Below are 19545 nucleotides of genomic sequence, written 5' to 3'. Positions count from 1 at the left end.
ACCCGCCGTTCGTGAGGTGCAAGGGGCAGTGGGCGTTCACTTGGATACTACATTCCAGTCGGCGTCCGACGAACTGGGAAGGTACCCGTCGAACGGCGCAGCACCGCAGAGCCGTCGGTAGACCCGGAGTAGCTCGGGCGCTTCGTGGTCCCACCGGAAGCGCGCGTCGACCAGCGCACGGCCGGCGCGCCCGTGTGCGTCGAGCAGATCGGGATCGGCGGCGTACCGCTGCAGCGCCCGGACCACGGCGTCCGGATCACCCGCGGGCACCCAGGTCACGCACTCGATGTCGTCCAGGAGTTCCCGCCAGTACGGGACGTCCGTCGCGATCACCGCGAGGCCGGCGGCCAGGTACTCGAAGAGCTTGGTGGGGATGGACGACGCGTAGGCGACGGTCGGCAGCAGGGGCAGCAGTCCGACCCGCGCGGTCTGCAACAGGTCCCGTGCCCGGTCAGGCGGGAGCACACCCCGGTGGTCGATCCGACCGGTGCCGCAGAGGGCATCGAACGCGCGGCGATCCACCGCGCCGTCGATCGGTCCGGCCGTGCGCAGTCGCCACCCCGACGGCAGCGCCGGCGATCCGGCGACGCCGCTGACGACGCCGATGCCGCGGTCATGACTCAGTGCCCCGAGGTACACCGCGATCGGCGGACGTCCGGACGCATCAGCCAGGGTGGCGTCCGACGCCCGGAGCACCGGCAGGTTCTGCACGACCGTCGTGCGAGCAGCCGGGAACCGCAACGCGATGGTCGGGGTCGCGGCGACGACGGCGTCCGCGTGGGCGGCCAACCGGACGACGCCACGGGCGATCGGGACAGCGACCCTGCGGATCCGCCCGAGGTACTCCTTGCCGGCGACCTGCGCCGGCAGGTCCTCGTGCGCGTCGTACACGACGCGGCGCCGCGCGAGGCGGAGGAGCGGGACGGCCCACGCCAGCTCCGGATCATGCAGGTGGACGACGTGTGCCCGGGACGACAACGCGGCGAGCACCGCCTGGACGGTCGAGACGACCAGGCGTCCGAGCCGCCCGCGCCGCGGAAGGCGTCGGACCCACACGCCGCTCCGCTCGTCCGGGCGATCCCAGTCGGCCGGAGCCCGCTCGGCGCTTCCACCGCCGGTGTCGACCGCCACGAGCGCGGTCCGGTACCCGGCGTGTGCCGCGGTCGTGGCCGCCCGGGTGTGGATCCGGTTGTCGGTCCAGGGGTGTGCGCTCGAGACGTGGACGATGTCGAACGGGCGAGGGCGGGAGTGCATGCTGCGACGCTAGGTGCCTCCGCGCGCAGATCACCAGTTCTTCACATGTCGCATTCCATCACGGGCGGTGCGCGGGGCGAACCGGAGGAGCGCCGATCGACCCGACCGTCGTCGACGGCCAGCGCGTCGTGTCGATGACCCGCCGCCCGTCCAGCAGCGTGCGCACGCCGGGGAACGAGTCCTCGCCGAGCGTCGCGTACTCCGCGTGGTCCGCCTGCACGATCGCCGCCTCCACCGGCGCGCCCGCGCGGTGCGGGACCAGCCCGAGGCCGACCAGTTCGGCGTCCGTGTACAGCGGGTCGGACACGGACGCGAGGGCACCCCGCGCGCGCAGGGCCGCGACCGTGCTGAACACCCCCGAGAAGGCCGTCTCCTGCACACCCCCGCGGTACGACGCCCCCAGCACGACCACCCGTTCACCGGCGAGGTCACCGTGCAACCGTTCCAGCACCGCGACGGCGTGCTCGGGCATCGCCGCGTTGCGCCGACGAGCGGTCGACACGACCGAGGCATCCGGGTCGTTCCAGAGGTAGAGCTGCGGGTACACCGGGATGCAGTGCCCACCGACCGCGATGCCGGGTCGGTGCAGATGGCTGTACGGCTGCGAGTTGCACGCGTCGATCACGACGTCGACGTCGATGCCGTTCCGTCCCGCGAACACCGCGAACTCGTTCGCCAGGGCGATGTTGACGTCGCGGTACGTGGTCTCCGCGAGCTTGGCGAGCTCGGCCGCCTCTGCGGTCCCGAGGTCCCAGACGCCGTTCGGACGCCCGAGGTCCGGCCGGTCGTCGAACTGCAGCACGCGCTCGTAGAACGCCCGAGCCCGGTCCGCGCCGCGCGCCGACAGCCCGCCGACGAGTTTCGGGTACCGGCGGAGGTCTGCGAACACCCGGCCGGTCAGGACCCGTTCCGGCGAGAAGACGACGTCGAAGTCGTCCCCCTGCACCAGCCCGGACGCGGCCTCGAGGCGAGGCACCCACCGGTGACGCGTCGTGCCGACCGGCAGTGTGGTCTCGTATGCGACGAGGGTCCCCGGCGCGAGTGCGCGGCCGACCGACTCGGTCGCCGCGTCCATCGCCCGGAAGTCCGGCTCGCCGTCCCCCGAGACGACGAGCGGGACGACGACCACCACGACCTCGGCGTCCTCGACCGCGAACGCCGGGTCACACGTCGCCCGCAACGCCCCCGCCTCGACCACGGCCGTCAGGGCTTTGCCGAGACCGTGCTCGCCCGGGAACGGCTCGCGCCCCGCGTTCACGGCACCGACGACCCACTGGTCGACGTCCAGGCCGGTCACCCGCACTCCTGAGGACGCGTACTGCACCGCCAGCGGCAGGCCGATCTTGCCGAGCCCGACCACGGCGACCCTCATGCCGCCACCTCGACGGTCGTGCGGGTCCGGGCGGACTCGAGCACCGCTTCGGCGATCCGGACGATCCCGAGCCCCTCGCGGAGCGACACGATGTCCGTCGGCTTCCCGAGCACGGCGTCACGGAACGCCTCGTGCTCGACGACGAGCGGCTCGCGCTTCTGGATCGCGAACCGCGTGCTCGGCCCCTCGGCGACACCGCGGAAGGCAGCTACCTGGTCCCACCCGGTCGTGACGGTGCCGTTCTCGTGGAAGGTCAGGTCAGCACTCACCGTGTCCGCGACGAACGTGCCGTGCTCACCGGTGACCACGACGACGCGCTCCTTGAACGGCGTCAGCCAGTTCACCAGGTGCGTCGTCAGCGTGCCGTCCTCGAGCTCGCCCGTCACGGTGACCAGATCCTCGTGAGGACGCCCGCTCCTGCGGCACGCCAACGCGGCGAGCCGGGCGAAGGGCGACCGCGCGAGCCACGTCGTGACGTCGATGTCGTGCGTCGCGAGGTCCTTGACCACGCCCACGTCCGCGATGCGTGCCGGGAACGGGCCCTGCCGCCGCGTCGCGATCTGGTAGACCTCGCCGAGCTGCCCGTCGTCGAGCCGCCTGCGCAGCTCCTGCAGTGCGGGGTTGTAGCGCTCGACGTGGCCGACAGCGCCGACGAGTCCCGCGCTCGCGAACGCGGCGACCAGTCGGGCCGCGCCGGCAGCGGACGAGGCGACCGGCTTCTCGATCAGCGCGTGCACGCCCGCTTCCGCGAGCCGGATGGCGACGGGTTCGTGGGCGGCGGTCGGCACCGCGACGACCGCGGCATCCAGCCCGAGGTCGAGCAACTGCGCCACGGAGGCGACGACCGGCGCCCCGCCAGCGGCTCCGTGCACGTCACCGAGCGCGTCGGCCGCGCCCACGAGCTCGACACCGCCGAGGTCGCGCAGGACCCTGGCGTGGTGCCGACCCATCATGCCGAGGCCGACGACGCCGACGCGCAGCGGCCGCGTCACCGGGAGCCTCCGGCCGCGGCGAGCGCGTTCACGGCGGTCACGATCCGGTCGAGCTCACGGAGGGTGAGTGTGGGGTAGACCGGCAGGGCGATCACCTCTGCGGCGGCACGTTCGGTCTCGTGCAGGTCGGATCCGCACACCGCGGCGTCGGCGAACGACGGCAGACGGTGCACCGGTGTCGGGTAGTAGACCCCCGCGCCGATCCCGTACTCGTCGCGGAGCGCGTCCACGAAGCCGTCGCGGTCGTCCGACACCCGGACGACGTACTGGTGGAACACGTGCTCCGCCTCGGCGTGCACGATCGGCGTCACGACGCCGCGGAGTTCTCCGTCGAGGTACGCCGCGTTCGCCTGCCGCTGCGCGGTCCAGGCGCGCACCTTGCGCGCTTGTACCCTGCCGATCGCTGCGTGCAGGTCGGACATCCGCGCGTTGAACCCGACGATCTCGTTCGCGTACCGCTCGGCCATCCCCTGGTTGCGGAGCAGCCGGAGCACGCGCTCCGACGACGGTGACGCGGTCGCGACCATGCCACCTTCCGCCGCCGTCATGTTCTTGGTCGGGTAGAGGCTGAACGCCCCGGCATCCCCGAAGGTCCCGACACGCCGGCCGACCCACCGTGCGCCGTGCGCCTGCGCGGCGTCCTCGACCACCAGCAGGTCGTGCTCCCTGGCGACGGCGGCGATCGCCGTCATGTCAGCGGGGTGTCCGTAGAGGTGGACGGGGACGATCGCCCGCGTCCGCGCGCTCACCGCACGCTGCAGTGCCGTCGGCGCGATGCAGAACGAGTCCGGATCGACGTCCACGAAGACGGGAGTCGCGCCGACGAGCCGGACCGCGTTGGCCGTGGCCGCGAACGTGAACGACGGCACGAGGACCTCGTCCCCCCGTCCGACGCCGAGCGCGATGAGTGCCAGGTGCAGTGCGGCCGTGCCGCTGTTCACCGCGACCACCGGCCGCCCGTCGAGGAGCGTGGTGCTGAACTCCCGCTCGAACGCCGCGACCTCGGGGCCCTGGGTCAGACGACCGCTCGCGAGGACGGCGTCGACGGCGCGGCGCTCCTCGACGCCGATGAGCGGTCGTGCGGCCGGGATCACGTCCACCGTCTCGACGCTCATCGCAGCAGTCCGACCACGTCACCGTGGACCGTGTACCGCTCACCGGTCCGCGGGCAGACGAGGGTGCCTGTGCCCTCGACCAACCGGACACCGCTGCGACCGACCCAGCCGATCCGTCGCGCGGGCACCCCCGCGACCAGTGCGTGGTCCGGGACGTCCCTCGTGACCACGGCGCCGGCTGCGACCATCGCCCATCGCCCGATCCGGACCGGGGCGACACACACCGCCCCCGCGCCGATGGACGCACCGTCGTCGATCACGACCGCGGATGCCTGCCAGTCGCCTCCGGACTTGACGGTGCCGTCGGGGAGGACCGCTCGCGGCACCGTGTCGTTCGTCAACACCACGCCGGGGCCGACGAACACTCCGTCGCCGAGGGCCGCAGGACCGTAGACCAGGGCGGCGTTCTGGATCTTGCACCTGCTGCCGACACGGACGCCGCGCCCGATCGTGACGCCGCGACCGACGATGGACTCCGCGCCGACGACCGCGTCCGCCTCGACGTGACTGCCGGCCCAGACCCGGGCACCTCGGCTGATCGACGCCGTGGGGGCGATCTCCGCGGCGTGTGACACCCACGGGTCCCAGCTCGGTTCGTGTTCGTGCATGCGCGCTCCCCGGTTCCCGGACGGCCCCGTGCCGTCGATGGAACTGTACCGGGGTTCAGCACTGCAGTACCACAAACAGAGATTTTACATACAATCACACTCATGAGGTTCACATTGTGATATTCAACATACGAATATACTGACGATTCCCTTCATGAAGGAGTCTCCATGACCCCCATCCCGTTCCGAACCACTGCAGTCGTCTGCAGCATCGTCACGGCGTCCCTGGGCGTCGGCCTCGTCAGCCCCGCCGTCGCATCCGCCACCACCGCCCCGGCGGCAGCGCAGACGGGTGATCCCCGTTCCACGTCGTCAGTGGACGAACCGATCGACACGATCCCGGTCGATCCCGAGCTCGAGGCTGCCCAGGTCCTGTCGATCCGGGACACCACCGTCGGCGCCCGGGTCGTACTCGGCCACGCGGGGTCCGACCACGTCTACCTGCTCGACGGTGCCACCGTGATCAGCGCCTGGCCGGGCGAGACCGGCGTGTTCCAGGTGTTCGCGCCGGACAAGTACAGTGACCGAGCACTGGATCTCGTCCGCGTCCACGTCGCCGCCGACGGCTCGACGACGCGGACCGAGCGGGCACCGCTCCCCCGGACCCTGCGCGTCGACGGGATCGAAGACGAGAACACCTTCGTCCCCGGGTCGCACCGGTTCGCCGGATCTGCTTCCGCCGGCGCGACGATCACGGCCACGGACGAGGACGGCACGACCCTGTTCACCACCGACGCAGCTGCGCGCGCAGCAGACGGGCCGAGCACGTGGAGCGCCGAGGCGGACCTCGCCGCGACCGATCACACCGTCACGTTCACCCAGACGCTCCCCGACGGCCGCAGCAGTCGGGTCGAGTCGGTCCGGTTCACTCCTGCTGCCACCGAAGGGCCGTCCGCTCCCGAGGTGCGACCCTCGGAGCGACGCATCGACGGTGACTTCACGGTCTGGGGCAACGTCGACGAGCGCACTGCCGCGGTCGAGGTACGGAACAAGGACGGCGAACCCATCGGCGAGCCGCGGGTCACCGAGGAACACGTGTTCGTCGCGACGATCCCGCAGGAGTACGTCGGCACCACGCTCGACGTGGTCGCCGTGGATGCCGACGGTGTGGAGTCTCCCGCCGCGCAGGTCGACATCGCAGCCCTCCCGACCGACCCGGACGTCGTCGCGCCGGCTCTCCGGGAGCTGATCGTGCACCCGAACGGTCGACTCCAGTTCATCGGCGAACTCCAGGAGACCCATGGCATCCAGGTGCTCGACGGAGACCGTGTGGTCGCCCACTACCAGGAACCGGGCAGCGGTTGGGGCTTCTCGGTCGGTTCGGAGTTCACCGGCAAGCAACTCGACCTCGTCGCCCTGCGCTTCGACGGCCAGCGCTACTCCGCGACCTCGGAACGCGTCGCCCTCCCCCGTCTGCTCGAGGTGGACGGTATCGAGGCCGAGAACACCTACAAGCCCGGGGAGCGCACGTTCTCCGGGTCCGCGGAGGCCGGAGCGACGATCGTCGCCACCGACGCCGCGGGCACGGAGCTGTTCCGCACCGAAGCGAAGCAGAGCCGCTCGGGTGTCGCCGCCTGGGAGGCGTCCGCGGACCTCGCGAGCAAGGACGGCTACGAGATCACCTTCACGCAGACGACGGCAGACGGTCGCACCTCGGTCATGAAGGACGTCACCTTCACCCCGGACGAAGACGTCGCACCGCAGGACCTCACCCTCACCTCGCACCGGTCCGGCGGCACCTTCATGCCCGGCCCGCAGCGGTTCTCGGGAACGGCGACGCCGGGTGCCACCGTGGAGTTCAACCCGTTCGGTTGGTCGCCGGCGATGGCGGGCTACACGCTCACCACCACGGCGGACGCCACGACCGGCGCCTGGACGATCGAGCGCGGCCTCGCTGACGTCGAGTACCACGTCCTCGCGTTCCGGCAGGACGTGGACGGCGATGTCGTGCAGCAGATCACGGGCGTCCGCTTGACCCCGGAGGCCACCGCGGACCTGGTCCTCACCAGCCCTGGCGACCGCTTCACCCCCGGCACGGTCCAGACCTTCACCGGGACGGCGACCCCGGGCACCACGGTCACCCTGGACCCGTTCGGCGACAGCGAGCAGTACGCGGCGTACCGGCTGACGACGACGGCGGACGCGACGACCGGCGAGTGGACCATCACCCGGCCGCTGGCCGACTCGAAGTACCTGGTGGTCCTCACCCAGGCGGACAGCGGCCTCAAGGTGAAGCGCATCGTGCACCCCATGCAGCCGGCGAACTGACGCCAGGCACGCGCAGCGGAGCCCCGGACCACACACGGTCCGGGGCTCCTCGGTGTTCAGATGCCCGTCAGCGCGGCCCGCGGTAGAGCACGATCTGGGTGTTCCGCTGCGGCCGTGCACCGGCTCGCAGGGAGACCGCTGCTCCCGTCGTGGTGGCCGCGAACACCCGCGCGCCCGGCCGGTTGATGAGCTGGTCGGCCAGGGCCGTCTCGAGCTCACGCACCCGGTCGCGCAGTTCCTTGTTCTCGTTCTCGAGCTCGAGCACCCGCCGGATCCCCTCCAGCGACACCCCTTCGGAACCGAGGCGCGCGATCTCGCGCAGCTGCACGATGTCGCGCATCGAGTACCGGCGGGACCCGCCTCGGGTCCGCCCCGGCACGACCAGGCCGAGCCGGTCGTACTGCCGCAGCGTCTGCGGGTGCATCTCCGCCAGTTCCGCCGCGACCGCGATCGCGAAGACGGGCGAGTTCTCGTCCATGTCGGTCATCGAGTGCTCCTTCCGTCGTCCGCGTGGTCTGGAAACAGCCTGGAGGCTCGGGTCGGCTTCCTGACGGAGCCGCGCCGAGCCTCCAGGCCGGGTTGGTCGTGCTAGCTGCGCGCCTTGGCGAGCAGGTCTTCTCTGGGGTCCTCGTCCGGCAGGGCCGCCGCGAGTGCCTCGACGGCTTCCTTCGCCTTGTCCGACAGGTGCGACGGCACCGCCACCTGGACGGTGGCGAGCAGGTCGCCCGTCCCGTTCTTGGTCGCGACGCCTCGCCCCTTGACGCGCAGGACACGGCCGGAGGGTGTGCCTGGTGCGACCCGGAGCTTGACGGGGTCGCCGCCGAGGGTGGGCACCTGGATGGTCGCGCCGAGCGCTGCCTCCACGAACGTCACGGGGACGTCCAGGCGCAGATTCTGCCCGTCGCGCTCGAACACCGGGTGCTTGCGGACGTGCACGGTCACCACCAGGTCACCGGACTCGCCGCCGTCGGGCGAGGGTTCACCGCGACCGCGGAGCCGGATCTTCTGGCCGTCCGCGACCCCAGCGGGGATCCGGACGTTGACCGGACGGCCGTTGCCCTGCGACAGCTTGACGGTGTCGCCGGCGATGGCCGTCGTGAAGTCGAGCGTCGTCGTCGCGGTGACGTCGCGCCCCTTCGTCGGACCACCGAAGCCGCGGTACCCGCCGGAGGACTGGCCGAAGCCGCCCCCGGCGCCGCCGCCGAACATGCCGCCGAGGATGTCCTCGAAGCCGCCACCGCCACCCTGGCCGAAGCGGACACGCTGTCCGCCACCGCCCTGCTGACCGAACATGCCTCCGAAGACGTCCTCGAAGCCGCCGCCCTGGCCTCCGCCGCCCGCCGTGAAGCGAGCGCCGGAGCCCATGGCGCGGACCTGGTCGTACTCGGCACGCTGCTCCTTGTCGGAGAGCACCGAGTACGCCTCGCTGATCTCCTTGAAGCGGTTCTCCGCCGCGGTGTCACCCGGGTTGGAGTCCGGGTGGAACTGCCGCGCGAGCTTCCGGTAGGTCTTCTTCAATTCGGCTTCGGACGCGTCCTTGGACACGCCGAGGACCTTGTAGAAGTCCTTGTCGAACCAGTCCTGACTGGCCACGGATACCTACCTTCCTGCCCGGATCAGGCCGGGACCGCCACCGCGACCTTGGCCGCACGGAGGACCCGCTCACCGAGCTTGTAGCCCGGTTCGACGACGTCCGCCACGGTCTGGCCGGTGGCGCCCGGTGTCGGGAGCTGCACGATCGCCTCGTGGATGGTCGGGTCGAAGGCTTCACCCTTCTCACCGATCTGCTCCAGCTTGAACTTGCCGAAGCCGCCACGGATCTTCTGCGCGATGACCAGCATCGGACCTTCGGCGAGGTCGCCGTGTGCCTCGGCGCGGGTCAGGTCGTCGAGCGCCGGCAGGAGTGCGCGCACCACCTCGGCGATCGCGACCTCTCGGTTGGCCTCTCGGTCGCGCTCGACGCGCTTCCGGAAGTTCACGAGCTCGGCCTGCGCACGGAGCATGTCCGCCCGCATCTCGGCGACGAGGTCACGGTCGGCCGTGGACAGCTTGTCCTCGGCCATGCCGCGGGCCGCGTCGGCGAGCAGCGCTTCGTCCTCGGGGCTGAGGTCGTTCGCCGCGTCGGTGGACACCTCGACATCGGGGCCTTCGGCCTCGATGAGGTCCTCTGGTTCCGCCGCGTTCGTGGCGTCGCCCTCGACCTGGGGCTCCTCGTTGTTCTCGACGTTGTCGTCGTTCGTGGAGTCCGTCATCGGCTACTTCTTGTCGTTCTCGTCGTCGTCCACGACCTCGGCGTCGACGATGTCCTCGTCGTCGGCCGGCTGCTCGTCCGTGGGCTGGTCGCCACCGGCGGCCGCGCCCGCGTCCTGCTGCGCGTAGATCGCCTGGCCGAGCTTGCCCTGCGACTCGTTGAGCTTGTCGAAGGCGGTCTTGACGGCGTCGTCGTCCTCACCAGCAAGGGCGGACTTCAGGGCGTCGACGTCGGCCTGCACCTCGGACTTGACGTCGGCGGGGAGCTTCTCGTCGTTCTCCTTGATGAGCTTCTCGATCGAGTAGACGAGCTGCTCGGCCTGGTTGCGACGCTCGTTGGCCTCGCGACGGGCCTTGTCCTCGGCCGCGTGCTCCTCGGCTTCGCGGACCATGCGCTCGATGTCCTCCTTCGGCAGCGAGGAGCCGCCGGAGATGACCATCGACTGCTCCTTGCCGGTGCCCTTGTCCTTCGCGGACACGTGCACGATGCCGTTGGCGTCGATGTCGAAGGTGACCTCGACCTGCGGGACGCCACGGGGAGCCGGCGCGATGCCGGTGAGCTCGAACGTGCCGAGCGGCTTGTTGTCGCGGGTGAACTCGCGCTCGCCCTGGAAGACCTGGATCGCGACCGACGGCTGGTTGTCGTCAGCGGTCGTGAAGGTCTCGCTCCGCTTGGTCGGGATCGCGGTGTTGCGGTCGATGAGCTTCGTCATCAGGCCGCCCTTGGTCTCGATGCCGAGCGACAGCGGGGTGACGTCGATGAGCAGGACGTCCTTGCGCTCGCCCTTCAGCACGCCGGCCTGCAGTGCGGCGCCGACGGCGACGACCTCGTCCGGGTTGACGCCCTGGTTCGGCGACTTCCCACCGGTCAGCGACTTGACGACCTCGGCCACGGCGGGCATGCGGGTCGAGCCGCCGACGAGGACCACGTGCGCGATGTCGTTGACCGACACGCCCGCTTCCTTGATGACGTCGTTGAACGGCTTCTTGGTGCGGTCGAGCAGGTCGGAGGTCATCTGCTCGAACTGGGCGCGCGAGATGGTCTCGTCCAGGTTCAGCGGGCCGTCGGCCGTCAGCGTGAGGTACGGCAGCTGGATGCTGGCGCTCAGCTGGCTCGAGAGCTCCTTCTTGGCCTGCTCTGCGGCTTCCTTGAGACGCTGCTTGGCGATCTTGTCCGTGGACAGGTCGACGCCGTGCTCGTCCTTGAACTTCTTGATCAGGTAGTCGACGATGCGCTGGTCCCAGTCGTCACCACCGAGGCGGTTGTCACCGGAGGTCGCACGGACCTGGATCGTGGAGAAGTCGTCGTCCTTGCCCACCTCGAGCAGGGAGACGTCGAACGTCCCGCCACCGAGGTCGAAGACCAGGATGAGCTCGTCTTCCTTGCCCTTGTCGAGGCCGTAGGCCAGCGCGGCCGCGGTCGGCTCGTTGATGATGCGGAGGACGTTGAGTCCGGCGATCTCACCGGCGTCCTTGGTGGCCTGGCGCTCGGCGTCGTTGAAGTACGCCGGCACGGTGATGACCGCGTCGGTGACGTCTTCGCCGAGGTACTGCTCGGCGTCGCGCTTGAGCTTGCCGAGGATGCGCGCCGAGATCTCCTGCGGCGTGTACTTCTTGCCGTCGATGTCCGTCGTCCAGTCGGTGCCGATGTGGCGCTTGACGCTGGCGATGGTGCGGTCGACGTTCGTGACGGCCTGGCGCTTGGCGGTCTCGCCGACCAGGACCTCGCCGTCCTTCGTGAACGCGACGATCGACGGCGTGGTGCGCATGCCCTCGGCGTTCGCGATGACCGTGGGCTCGCCGCCTTCGAGAACGGAGACGACGGAGTTGGTGGTTCCGAGGTCGATGCCTACTGCACGTCCCATGTGTTGGTGCTCCTTCTGTTGATGCGGATGCTGCTGAAGTCTGCGGACTTGCGTCCGATGGACTCAACTCTACTCCAGACTGGAGCCGAGTCAACCCAGCGAACTGAAAGTTGCGTCCGAACGACGCAAGTTCTCCGCGATATCACTATTGCGATATTTAACATTCAACTGATATTCTGAATACATGCTTGGCTTGAACCCGACATCTCGCGTCGCCATCGGTTGTATCGCCGTCGCCGGCGCGGCGCTCCTGCTCTCCGGTTGCGCACAGCAGCAGCCGACGGACGACTCCGCCTCGAAGCCGTCGGTATCAGCGACCGCTTCGACGGCAACCGAGCGCGCACCGTACGACAACACCTGCGACGGTGCGCAGGCGGTCATCAGCGGGGACGGCGACGCGCACGAACTCGGGGACTGCGCCACGGTCTCCATCGTCAGTGCCGGTGCGACGGTCACCCTCGGGAAGACGAAGGCGCTCATGGTCGAGGGCAGCGGGAACCAGATCACCGTCACCGGAACGGAACACGTCACGCTCCTCGGTTCCGGGAACACCGTCACGGTCACGGGGTCCACACCGGAGGTCGACGACCAGGGCCACGGCAACACCGTCCGCTGAACCGACCCCGCCCGCAGCTCCCCTCACCCGAAGGAACGACATGGACCTCCCCGACATCCTCAGCGCGCTCCGTCGGCGGTGGCGCGTGGTGCTCGCGGGACTCGCCGTCGGCGTCGCAGGAGCGACCGGGCAGCTGGCACTCGCCGTCCCGACGTACGACGCGACGACCCGGATGTACGTCACGGTCCAGGCCGCCGGCGCCGGTTCCACCACCGATCTCCTCCAGGGCGGCAACGCGGCCGAACAGCGAGTGCAGTCGTACGTGGACATCATCACGACACCCCGCGTCCTCCAGCCGGCCATCGACGCGCTCGGTCTCGACACCACGGCGCAGGAACTCGCGGGACACGTCACCGCGGCGTCGCCGATCAACACCGTGCTCCTCGATCTCACCGTGGACGACACGTCGGCCGAGCGCGCGGCGGCGACGGCGAACGCCATCGGCGAGAGCTTCACCGCGCTCGTCGCCGACGACCTGGAGCAGGGCGCCACACCGGACGGGCCGACCCCGGTGTCGATCCGGACCGTGCAACCGGCACTCGTCCCGGAGACCCCAGCGACGCCCCGCGCGATGCGGAGCATCCTGCTCGGCATCGGCGCCGGACTCGCGGTCGGTGTGCTCGCCGCGCTGCTCCGGGACCTCCTCGACACCAGGATCCGCACGCGAGCCGAGGTCGAGGCCGTCACCGCCCGCCCGGTCCTCGGACTCATCCCGCGGACGAAGGACGTCGAGCGCGCTCCGGTGTACGTCCAGGGCGACACCCACGGGTCCTTCGCGGAGGCGTTCCGGTCGCTGCGGACCAACCTGCGCTTCGTCAGCCGGTCGGGCGCCGATCGCGTCGTCGTCGTCACGTCCGCGGGCGCCGGCGAGGGGAAGACGACGACGGTGCTGAACCTCGCCGCAGCGCTCATGGAGGGGGGATCGACCGTCGCCGTCGTCGACTGCGACCTCCGTCGTCCGGCGATCGCAACGCGGCTCGGCATGCCGAACGAGGCCGGTCTCACCGACGTGCTGATCGGCCGCGCGGAGCTCGAGGACGTCCTCCACCCCTGGGGTGGGACGGGCTCCGTGCTGCTGACGGGTACCGCCGCGCCGAACCCGGCGGACCTCCTCGCCTCGGACGCGATGACCGAGGTGCTCGGTGCGCTCGCGGACACCCACGACCACGTCCTCATCGACACGCCGCCGCTCCTGCCGGTGACGGACGCCGCGGTCCTCGCGTGCTCGACGGCCGGCGCCCTCGTCGTGACGGCCGTCGGACGCTCGCGCACCACGGAACTCCGCGACGCGCTCGCCGTGCTCGACCGCGCCGGCGCGCGCGTGGTCGGCATCGCCATCGGGATGGCCGCCGTCCCACGACGAACCGACGGGTACGCGTACCGGCCGGAGCGCCGGAACCACTCAGCCCCGCCGGAGCGGACACGGACCACGAGAACGAACCGAACCCCCAGACAGGACAGACCATGATCTCCAGCACCGAATCCCTGATCGGCTCCCGCGTCCTCGTGACGGGGGGCACCGGGTCCTTCGGCAAGACCGTGACCAAGCGGCTGCTCGCCCGCGGTGTCGGCGAGGTCCGCATCCTCAGCCGCGACGAGGCCAAGCAGGACCAGCTGCGGCACGAGCTCGGCGACCCGCGCGCGCGGTTCTACCTGGGCGACGTGCGCGAGCCGGAGAGCGTCGGCCGCGCCATGCGCGGTGTCGACCACGTCTTCCACGCGGCCGCACTGAAGCAGGTGCCCTCGTGCGAGTTCTTCCCGTTGGAGGCGGTACGGACCAACGTGCTCGGCAGCCAGAACGTCGTCGCCGCTGCGGTCGCCGCCGATGTGCAGTCGGTCGTGTGCCTGAGCACCGACAAGGCCGTCTACCCGGTGAACGCGATGGGCATCAGCAAGGCGCTGATGGAGAAGGTCGCGCTGTCCTTCGGGCTCAACAACGCCGACGCCACGACCAAGGTCTCCTGCGTGCGGTACGGCAACGTGATGTACTCCCGCGGCTCGGTCATCCCGCTGTTCGTCGACCAGCTCCGCCGTGGGCAGGAGCTCACCATCACGAACCCGGAGATGACCCGGTTCATGATGTCGCTCGACGACAGCGTCGACCTGGTGGAGCACGCTTTCGTGCACGCGAACCAGGGCGACCTGTTCGTGAAGAAGGCCGCCTCGTGCACCATCGGTGACCTGGCCCGTGCGCTCGCGAACCTCTTCGGCGTCCAGGGCGACCCGTTCCGCGTGATCGGGACGCGGCACGCGGAGAAGCTCTCCGAGGCGCTCGCCAGCCGCGAGGAACTCGCGCGCGCCGAGGACATGGGCGACTACTTCCGCATCCCGGCGGACATCCGTGACCTCAACTACGCCGCCTACTACGAGGAGGGCGACCCGGAGCAGACCGAACGCGTCGCCTACGACTCGCACACCGTCGACCGACTCGACGTCCGGGGTGTCGAGGACCTCCTGCTGACCCTGCCGCAGATCCGCACCGCGCTCGCCGGCGCCGGCCGCACCCCGGTCGGGGTCGCGGCGTGAGCTCGCGCAGCGGTCGCGGCGACGGGCTCCTCGCCGTCAGCGGCCGGGGCGGCTTCGTCGGATGGCACCTCCGCGCCCTGCTCCACGCCGACGGACGGCCGTGGCGCGACGTGGACGTCCGCGTCCAGGACCCGTCCCTGCACGAGGTCGCCGCGCTGGCCCCGACCGTCACCGCCGTGCACGTCGCAGGCATCGTCCGCGGCACCGACCGGGAACTGCGGGAGGGCAACGTCGAGCTGGCGCACCGCTTCGTCGACGCGCTCGAGCGATCGGGGGCATCGCCCCGTGAGGTCGTCTACGCCAACTCGTCCGCTCCGGGCTCCGTCGGGGCCTACGCCGAGGGGAAGGCCCTCGCCGGCGAGGTGCTGCTCCGCGCCGCCGCCCGCTGGGGAGCCCGCTACACCGACGTCGTCATCGACAACGTCTTCGGGGAGCACGGCGTCCCCGGGCACAACACCGTGACGTCGACGTTCTGCGACCGCCTGGCGCGTGGACAGGCGCTCCCGGTCGACTCGGACCACGTCCGGACCTTCGTGCACGCCCAGGACGTCGCCGAAGCGCTCGTCGGGCACATCGACCAGCAGGAGCTCGCGTCGCGCGGGACGACGATCACGATCCCGGAGCTCGCGGCACGGCTGCGCGCCCTGGCGAACGTCTACGACCGGGGGGAGATCCCGGCGCTCCCGGGTCCGTACGACCGCGATCTGCTGAACACCTACCGTTCCTACGCCTTCGGGGTCGCACCGGTCCAGCGGCTCACGTCGGCATCCGACCACCGGGGCGCGTTCACCGAGCTCGTCCGGAGCCACGGCGGCACCGGACAGACCGGCGTCTCGACCACGCTCCCCGGTGTGACCCGCGGGAACCACTTCCACCGCCGCAAGCTCGAACGCTTCGTCGTCGTGCAGGGCAGCGCCCGGATCGTGCTCCGCCGGGTGCTCACCGGCGAACGCCAGGTCATCGACGTCTCCGGCGAGGACCCGGTCGCGGTCGACATGCCGACGCTGTGGGCGCACTCGATCACGAACACCGGGACGTCCCCGCTCGTCACGGCCTTCTGGACGAACGACCTCTTCGACCCCGCCCGACCCGACACCCACCAGGACGCAGCATGACCACGCGACACGGATCCGACCGGACGAAGATCGTGACGATCGTGGGCACCCGCCCCGAGGTCATCCGACTCTCCGCGGTGATCCATCTGCTCGACGCGACCTGCGACCAGGTCCTGGTGCACACCGGGCAGAACCACGACCGGCAGCTGCACGACGTCTTCTTCGAGGACCTGGACCTCCGCCGGCCCGACCACCACCTGGCGATCGACACCACGTCACTCGGCACCGTGCTCGGCGGCATCATGCTCGAGACCGAACGGGTCCTGCGCGAGGAACGTCCGGACGGCGTGCTCATCCTCGGCGACACGAACAGCGCGGTGTCGGCGCTCGTGGCGAAGCGGATGCGCATCCCGGTGTTCCACATGGAGGCCGGCAACCGCTCGTTCGACGAGAACGTGCCGGAGGAGACCAACCGCCGCATGGTCGACCACGTGGCCGACTACAACCTCGTGTACACCGAACACGCCCGCAGGAACCTGCTCGCCGAGGGCCTCCACCCGTCCAGGATCGTGCTGACCGGGTCACCGCTCGGCGAGGTGCTCACGACCCACCGCCGCCGGATCGAGGCGAGCGACGTCCTGGACCGCACGGGCCTGTCCCGCGACGGCTACGTGCTCGTGAGCGCCCACCGTGAGGAGAACGTCGACGACCCGGCCCGACTGGTCGCGCTGCTCGAGGCGGTCCAGGCGGTCGGCGACGAGTACGACCTCCCCGTCCTGGTCTCGACGCACCCCAGGACCCGGCGGTCACTCGCGACGATCGACCTGTCGGCGTACCCGCGTGTCCGGTTCCACGAGCCGTTCGGCTTCCACGACTACAACCAACTGCAGCGCTCGGCGTTCGTCGTCCTGTCCGACTCCGGCACGATCAGCGAGGAGTCGGTCATCCTCGGGTTCCCCGCGGTGACGCTCCGCGACCGCATCGAGCGGCCGGAGGCGATCGACACCGGCTCGATGATCACCGCAGGGGTCACAGCCAGTGCGGTGACGGAGGCGGTGCGGTTCGTGCGCACCGCCACCGGTCACACCCGGTCTGGAGGCCCGTCCGAGTACTCGGTGCAGGACACCGCCCGGCGCGTGGTCGGGTTCGTCCTGGGCACGGCGCACGCGCACCACGCGAACGCCGGGATCCGGCGCCGGCCGTGACGGCCGTCCGGGCGGCGGTCCGCCGACCGGCACTGCGGTTCACGACGACGCTGGTCGTCGCAGCCCCGTACGTGCTGCTGATCCTGCCGATGGCGGTGTGGAACGACGCCCCTGGGATCGACTTCATCGTCCGGACCGCGGGGCTCGCGCTGCTCGGGACCGTCGCGGTCGAGGGCTCGATCGCGCTGCTCGCCTGCGCGGAACGGCGTTCAGGACGCCCCGCGACCGCCCGGCTCGACGGCGCGGTCCGGTGGGACCCGGGCCGTGTCGCGACCGTGGCGCGCTGGGTGACGGTCGCGGCGGTCACGGCGAACCTCACGCTCGTGCTCCTCGGCGGGCTCACCCTGCTGTCGCAGGTGAACGCGGTCGTCCCGTCCGGCGTGCTGACCCTGCTGACGCCGTTCACGTCGTGGCCGGTCCTGGCACTCGCGCTGCTCGTCGCGGCGAACGGACTCGGTGGGCTGGGTCGGGGCGCCACCGTCAGGTGGATCGTGCTCCTCGTCGTGGCGCACATCACCATGGCGGTCGTCCGTGGCACGACGGCGGCCACGACGACGTTCATCATCACCGCGATGACGCTGGCGGTGATGACCAAGCTGGTGCCCACCCGGTGGATCGTCGGCTTGGCGACGGCGGGCATCGCATCGTGGCCGGTGGTGTTCGCCGTCCGCAACGACCTCCGCAGAGCGGACGGGATCGCGGTCAGCGATGCGGTGACCGCGAGCGACCGTCTGCGGTTCGACGAGCAGATCGTGCGCGCGCAGCAGTACGGCGCCGGCCACGACCTCGGTCAGCCCGATCTGTGGGCGACGGTCCGCTACGGTCTCGTCCCGCGGTTCCTCGACCCCGAGCGGCCCGCGATCACCTCGGGCAACGCCATCAACGAGTTCCTCGGCGGATCGTCGATCTCCTCGTACACGTTCCTGCCGGTCGCGACCACGTGGTTCTTCTGGGGCGGTGCGGTCGTCGTCCTGCTGTACGCCGTGTTCGCGGCCGCGATGGTCTCGCTCCGCCCGTGGGACGCCATCGGCCGGCGCCCAGTTGCGCTGGTCCTCGCGACCCTGCTCGTGAGCGGTCCGCTCGCGTGGTTCTCGACACCGCCGGACGCGTCGATCGCGATGCTGCAAGCGGTCGTCGCCGCCTCCCCGGTCGTGCTCGTGCTCTGGGTCTGGGCGCGGGAGCGGGACAGGTGACGGTCGACGGCGTTGCGACTCGGCTGCGGAACCGGGCGGTCGGCGCGCTCGTGGTGGCCGCGTGCACGAGTGGTTCCGGCTTCCTCGTCGCCATCGCGGTGGCCCGGGTGTCGACGGTCGACGAGACCGGGCGGTTCGCGATCGCAGCGGCGACCATCGTGCTCCTGACGGCACTCGCGCGGTCGGCCGTGACCGACCCGCTCGTGGTCCACCCGAGCGGGTCGCCGGAGCTCCGGCTGCTCGGTCGCGCCTCCGTCCTCGGGCTCGGCGGCGCCGTCGTGGCGGGAGTCGCGGCGGTCCTGCTGCGGTCCGAGTACCTCTTCGTCGGCGCCCTCGCACTCCACGGGATCACCCTCCGCGAGTGTGCCCGTGCCGTCCTCGTCGCGCGGGGGTCCACCCGCGCAGCGGCCTCCGTGGAAGCCGTGTGGCTGCTCGCCGCCGCGGTGTCGTTCGGAGCGACCACACTGGGCCCCTGGACCGCCGTGACCGCCTTCGCGGTCTGGGCAGGCACCGGCTCGGCGCTCGGGTACGCGTCGTGCGTCTGGCAACGCTTCGACGTGGTCCCGCGCTGGCGTGCGACACCCGTGCCCACGTCCCGTTCGGTCGCGTTCGCCGCGGACACGCTGATCGGCAGCGGTGTGGTGCAGCTCGTGACGTGGGTGGCCACCGCGATCGGTGGGCTGTCCGTCGCCGCAGCACTGCGAGGTGCCGGGACCCTGGCCGGTCCGGTCACGGTGGGCCTCGGCGCCGTCCGGTCCCTGCTCATCCCACGAGCGGTCTCCCGGCTCGCCGACGGGCGCGGGGTCCGTGGCCTCGCGGGTGACACCGCCGTGCTCTGTCTCGTCGCCGCTCCCGCACTCGTCGTGCTCGCCGCGGCGGGATCGCTCCCACCGTCGGTCGGACGTGCGCTGCTCGGCGACACCTGGCCGCTCGTCGCGCCCGTGCTGCTCTGCACCGCGGTCGAGTTGCTGTTCCAGCTGGTGGCGTCGGTGCCCGAGTCCGCGCACCGGGCACTGGGACTGTCGCAGCGCATCGTCGCCCTGCGCACGGTCTCGGCGGTCGTCCGGGTACCGGCCGCGGTCGCCGCCGCACCGTTCGGGATCGGCGCGCTCGTCGCCACGGCGACGGTCGTCACCGCCGTGAACGCGGTCGCGTGGTGGTGCAGCCTCCTCGTGGTCCGCCACGGGTCCTCCCCCGTCCGACAACCGATCCGATGAGAGAGGACA

17 protein-coding genes are annotated in these 19545 nt (G+C 70.9%); 8 read left to right on the top strand and 9 right to left on the bottom strand.

Features of this window, described 5'->3' with window-relative positions:
• Positions 1-36 precede the first annotated feature (36 nt).
• From ACIPJ2_RS06095 to ACIPJ2_RS06075, 5 genes are read right to left on the bottom strand one after another with little or no spacing between them, the layout of a single operon-like run.
• Positions 37-1254 carry a glycosyltransferase gene (locus ACIPJ2_RS06095; RefSeq protein ID WP_402728011.1) on the bottom strand — a complete coding sequence of 406 codons (1218 nt, stop codon included), beginning with the start codon at positions 1252-1254 and terminating at the stop codon, positions 37-39.
• Positions 1255-1312: 58 nt separating this feature from the next.
• On the bottom strand, positions 1313-2626 hold the full coding sequence (locus ACIPJ2_RS06090) for a nucleotide sugar dehydrogenase (RefSeq protein ID WP_402728010.1): 1314 nt from the start codon (positions 2624-2626) through the stop codon (positions 1313-1315).
• Positions 2623-3618 (bottom strand): Gfo/Idh/MocA family protein, encoded by a 996-nt coding sequence (locus ACIPJ2_RS06085; RefSeq protein ID WP_402728009.1) that lies wholly within the window; start codon positions 3616-3618, stop codon positions 2623-2625. The genes ACIPJ2_RS06090 and ACIPJ2_RS06085 overlap by 4 nt, the downstream gene beginning before the upstream one ends.
• The gene (locus ACIPJ2_RS06080) at positions 3615-4733 is read right to left on the bottom strand and encodes a DegT/DnrJ/EryC1/StrS family aminotransferase (RefSeq protein WP_402728008.1); all 1119 of its coding nucleotides are present in this window, start codon (positions 4731-4733) and stop codon (positions 3615-3617) included. Before ACIPJ2_RS06080 ends, ACIPJ2_RS06085 begins: the two co-directional genes overlap by 4 nt.
• Complete coding sequence (locus tag ACIPJ2_RS06075) at positions 4730-5341, bottom strand: acyltransferase (protein WP_402728007.1); 612 nt, start codon at positions 5339-5341, stop codon at positions 4730-4732. Before ACIPJ2_RS06075 ends, ACIPJ2_RS06080 begins: the two co-directional genes overlap by 4 nt.
• 168 nt (positions 5342-5509) lie before the next feature.
• Between ACIPJ2_RS06075 and ACIPJ2_RS06070 the strand changes: the two genes are divergently transcribed.
• The gene (locus ACIPJ2_RS06070; RefSeq protein WP_402728006.1) at positions 5510-7609 is read left to right on the top strand and encodes an Ig-like domain-containing protein; all 2100 of its coding nucleotides are present in this window, start codon (positions 5510-5512) and stop codon (positions 7607-7609) included.
• A gap of 67 nt (positions 7610-7676) precedes the next feature.
• Here ACIPJ2_RS06070 and ACIPJ2_RS06065 read toward each other — a convergent pair whose 3' ends face one another.
• The 4 genes from ACIPJ2_RS06065 to dnaK all read right to left on the bottom strand — a co-directional run bounded on the left by ACIPJ2_RS06065 (position 7677) and on the right by dnaK (position 11724).
• Complete coding sequence (locus ACIPJ2_RS06065) at positions 7677-8087, bottom strand: heat shock protein transcriptional repressor HspR (protein ID WP_402728322.1); 411 nt, start codon at positions 8085-8087, stop codon at positions 7677-7679.
• A 110-nt stretch (positions 8088-8197) separates the two neighbouring features.
• Complete coding sequence (locus ACIPJ2_RS06060; RefSeq protein WP_402728005.1) at positions 8198-9202, bottom strand: DnaJ C-terminal domain-containing protein; 1005 nt, start codon at positions 9200-9202, stop codon at positions 8198-8200.
• Positions 9203-9225: 23 nt separating this feature from the next.
• Positions 9226-9861, bottom strand: a complete 636-nt coding sequence (locus tag ACIPJ2_RS06055; RefSeq protein WP_281266772.1) for a nucleotide exchange factor GrpE — start codon at positions 9859-9861, stop codon at positions 9226-9228.
• A gap of 3 nt (positions 9862-9864) precedes the next feature.
• Positions 9865-11724 (bottom strand): molecular chaperone DnaK, encoded by a 1860-nt coding sequence (gene dnaK / locus ACIPJ2_RS06050; RefSeq protein ID WP_281266771.1) that lies wholly within the window; start codon positions 11722-11724, stop codon positions 9865-9867.
• Between the two features lie 184 nt (positions 11725-11908).
• Here dnaK and ACIPJ2_RS06045 point away from each other — a divergent pair, with 184 nt between their 5' ends.
• From ACIPJ2_RS06045 to ACIPJ2_RS06015, 7 genes are read left to right on the top strand one after another with little or no spacing between them, the layout of a single operon-like run.
• A complete protein-coding gene (locus ACIPJ2_RS06045) occupies positions 11909-12340 on the top strand; it encodes a DUF3060 domain-containing protein (protein ID WP_402728004.1) in 432 nt (143 codons plus the stop codon).
• Between the two features lie 40 nt (positions 12341-12380).
• Entirely contained in the window at positions 12381-13808 is a 1428-nt protein-coding gene (locus ACIPJ2_RS06040) for a polysaccharide biosynthesis tyrosine autokinase (RefSeq protein ID WP_402728003.1), read from the top strand.
• Entirely contained in the window at positions 13805-14866 is a 1062-nt protein-coding gene (locus ACIPJ2_RS06035; RefSeq protein WP_402728002.1) for a polysaccharide biosynthesis protein, read from the top strand. Before ACIPJ2_RS06040 ends, ACIPJ2_RS06035 begins: the two co-directional genes overlap by 4 nt.
• A complete protein-coding gene (locus ACIPJ2_RS06030; RefSeq protein WP_402728001.1) occupies positions 14863-15981 on the top strand; it encodes an NAD-dependent epimerase/dehydratase family protein in 1119 nt (372 codons plus the stop codon). The genes ACIPJ2_RS06035 and ACIPJ2_RS06030 overlap by 4 nt, the downstream gene beginning before the upstream one ends.
• Positions 15978-17126 (top strand): non-hydrolyzing UDP-N-acetylglucosamine 2-epimerase, encoded by a 1149-nt coding sequence (gene wecB, locus ACIPJ2_RS06025; protein ID WP_402728000.1) that lies wholly within the window; start codon positions 15978-15980, stop codon positions 17124-17126. The genes ACIPJ2_RS06030 and wecB overlap by 4 nt, the downstream gene beginning before the upstream one ends.
• A complete protein-coding gene (locus ACIPJ2_RS06020; protein WP_402727999.1) occupies positions 17123-18319 on the top strand; it encodes a hypothetical protein in 1197 nt (398 codons plus the stop codon). The genes wecB and ACIPJ2_RS06020 overlap by 4 nt, the downstream gene beginning before the upstream one ends.
• Complete coding sequence (locus ACIPJ2_RS06015; protein ID WP_402727998.1) at positions 18316-19536, top strand: hypothetical protein; 1221 nt, start codon at positions 18316-18318, stop codon at positions 19534-19536. The genes ACIPJ2_RS06020 and ACIPJ2_RS06015 overlap by 4 nt, the downstream gene beginning before the upstream one ends.
• The last annotated feature ends 9 nt before the right edge of the window (positions 19537-19545 follow it).

The sequence above is a fragment of the Curtobacterium sp. NPDC090217 genome, from assembly GCF_044746705.1.
Taxonomy (GTDB): domain Bacteria; phylum Actinomycetota; class Actinomycetes; order Actinomycetales; family Microbacteriaceae; genus Curtobacterium.
Note: the sequence above shows the minus strand (reverse complement) of the source record. Positions and strands in the feature narration are given on the sequence as shown.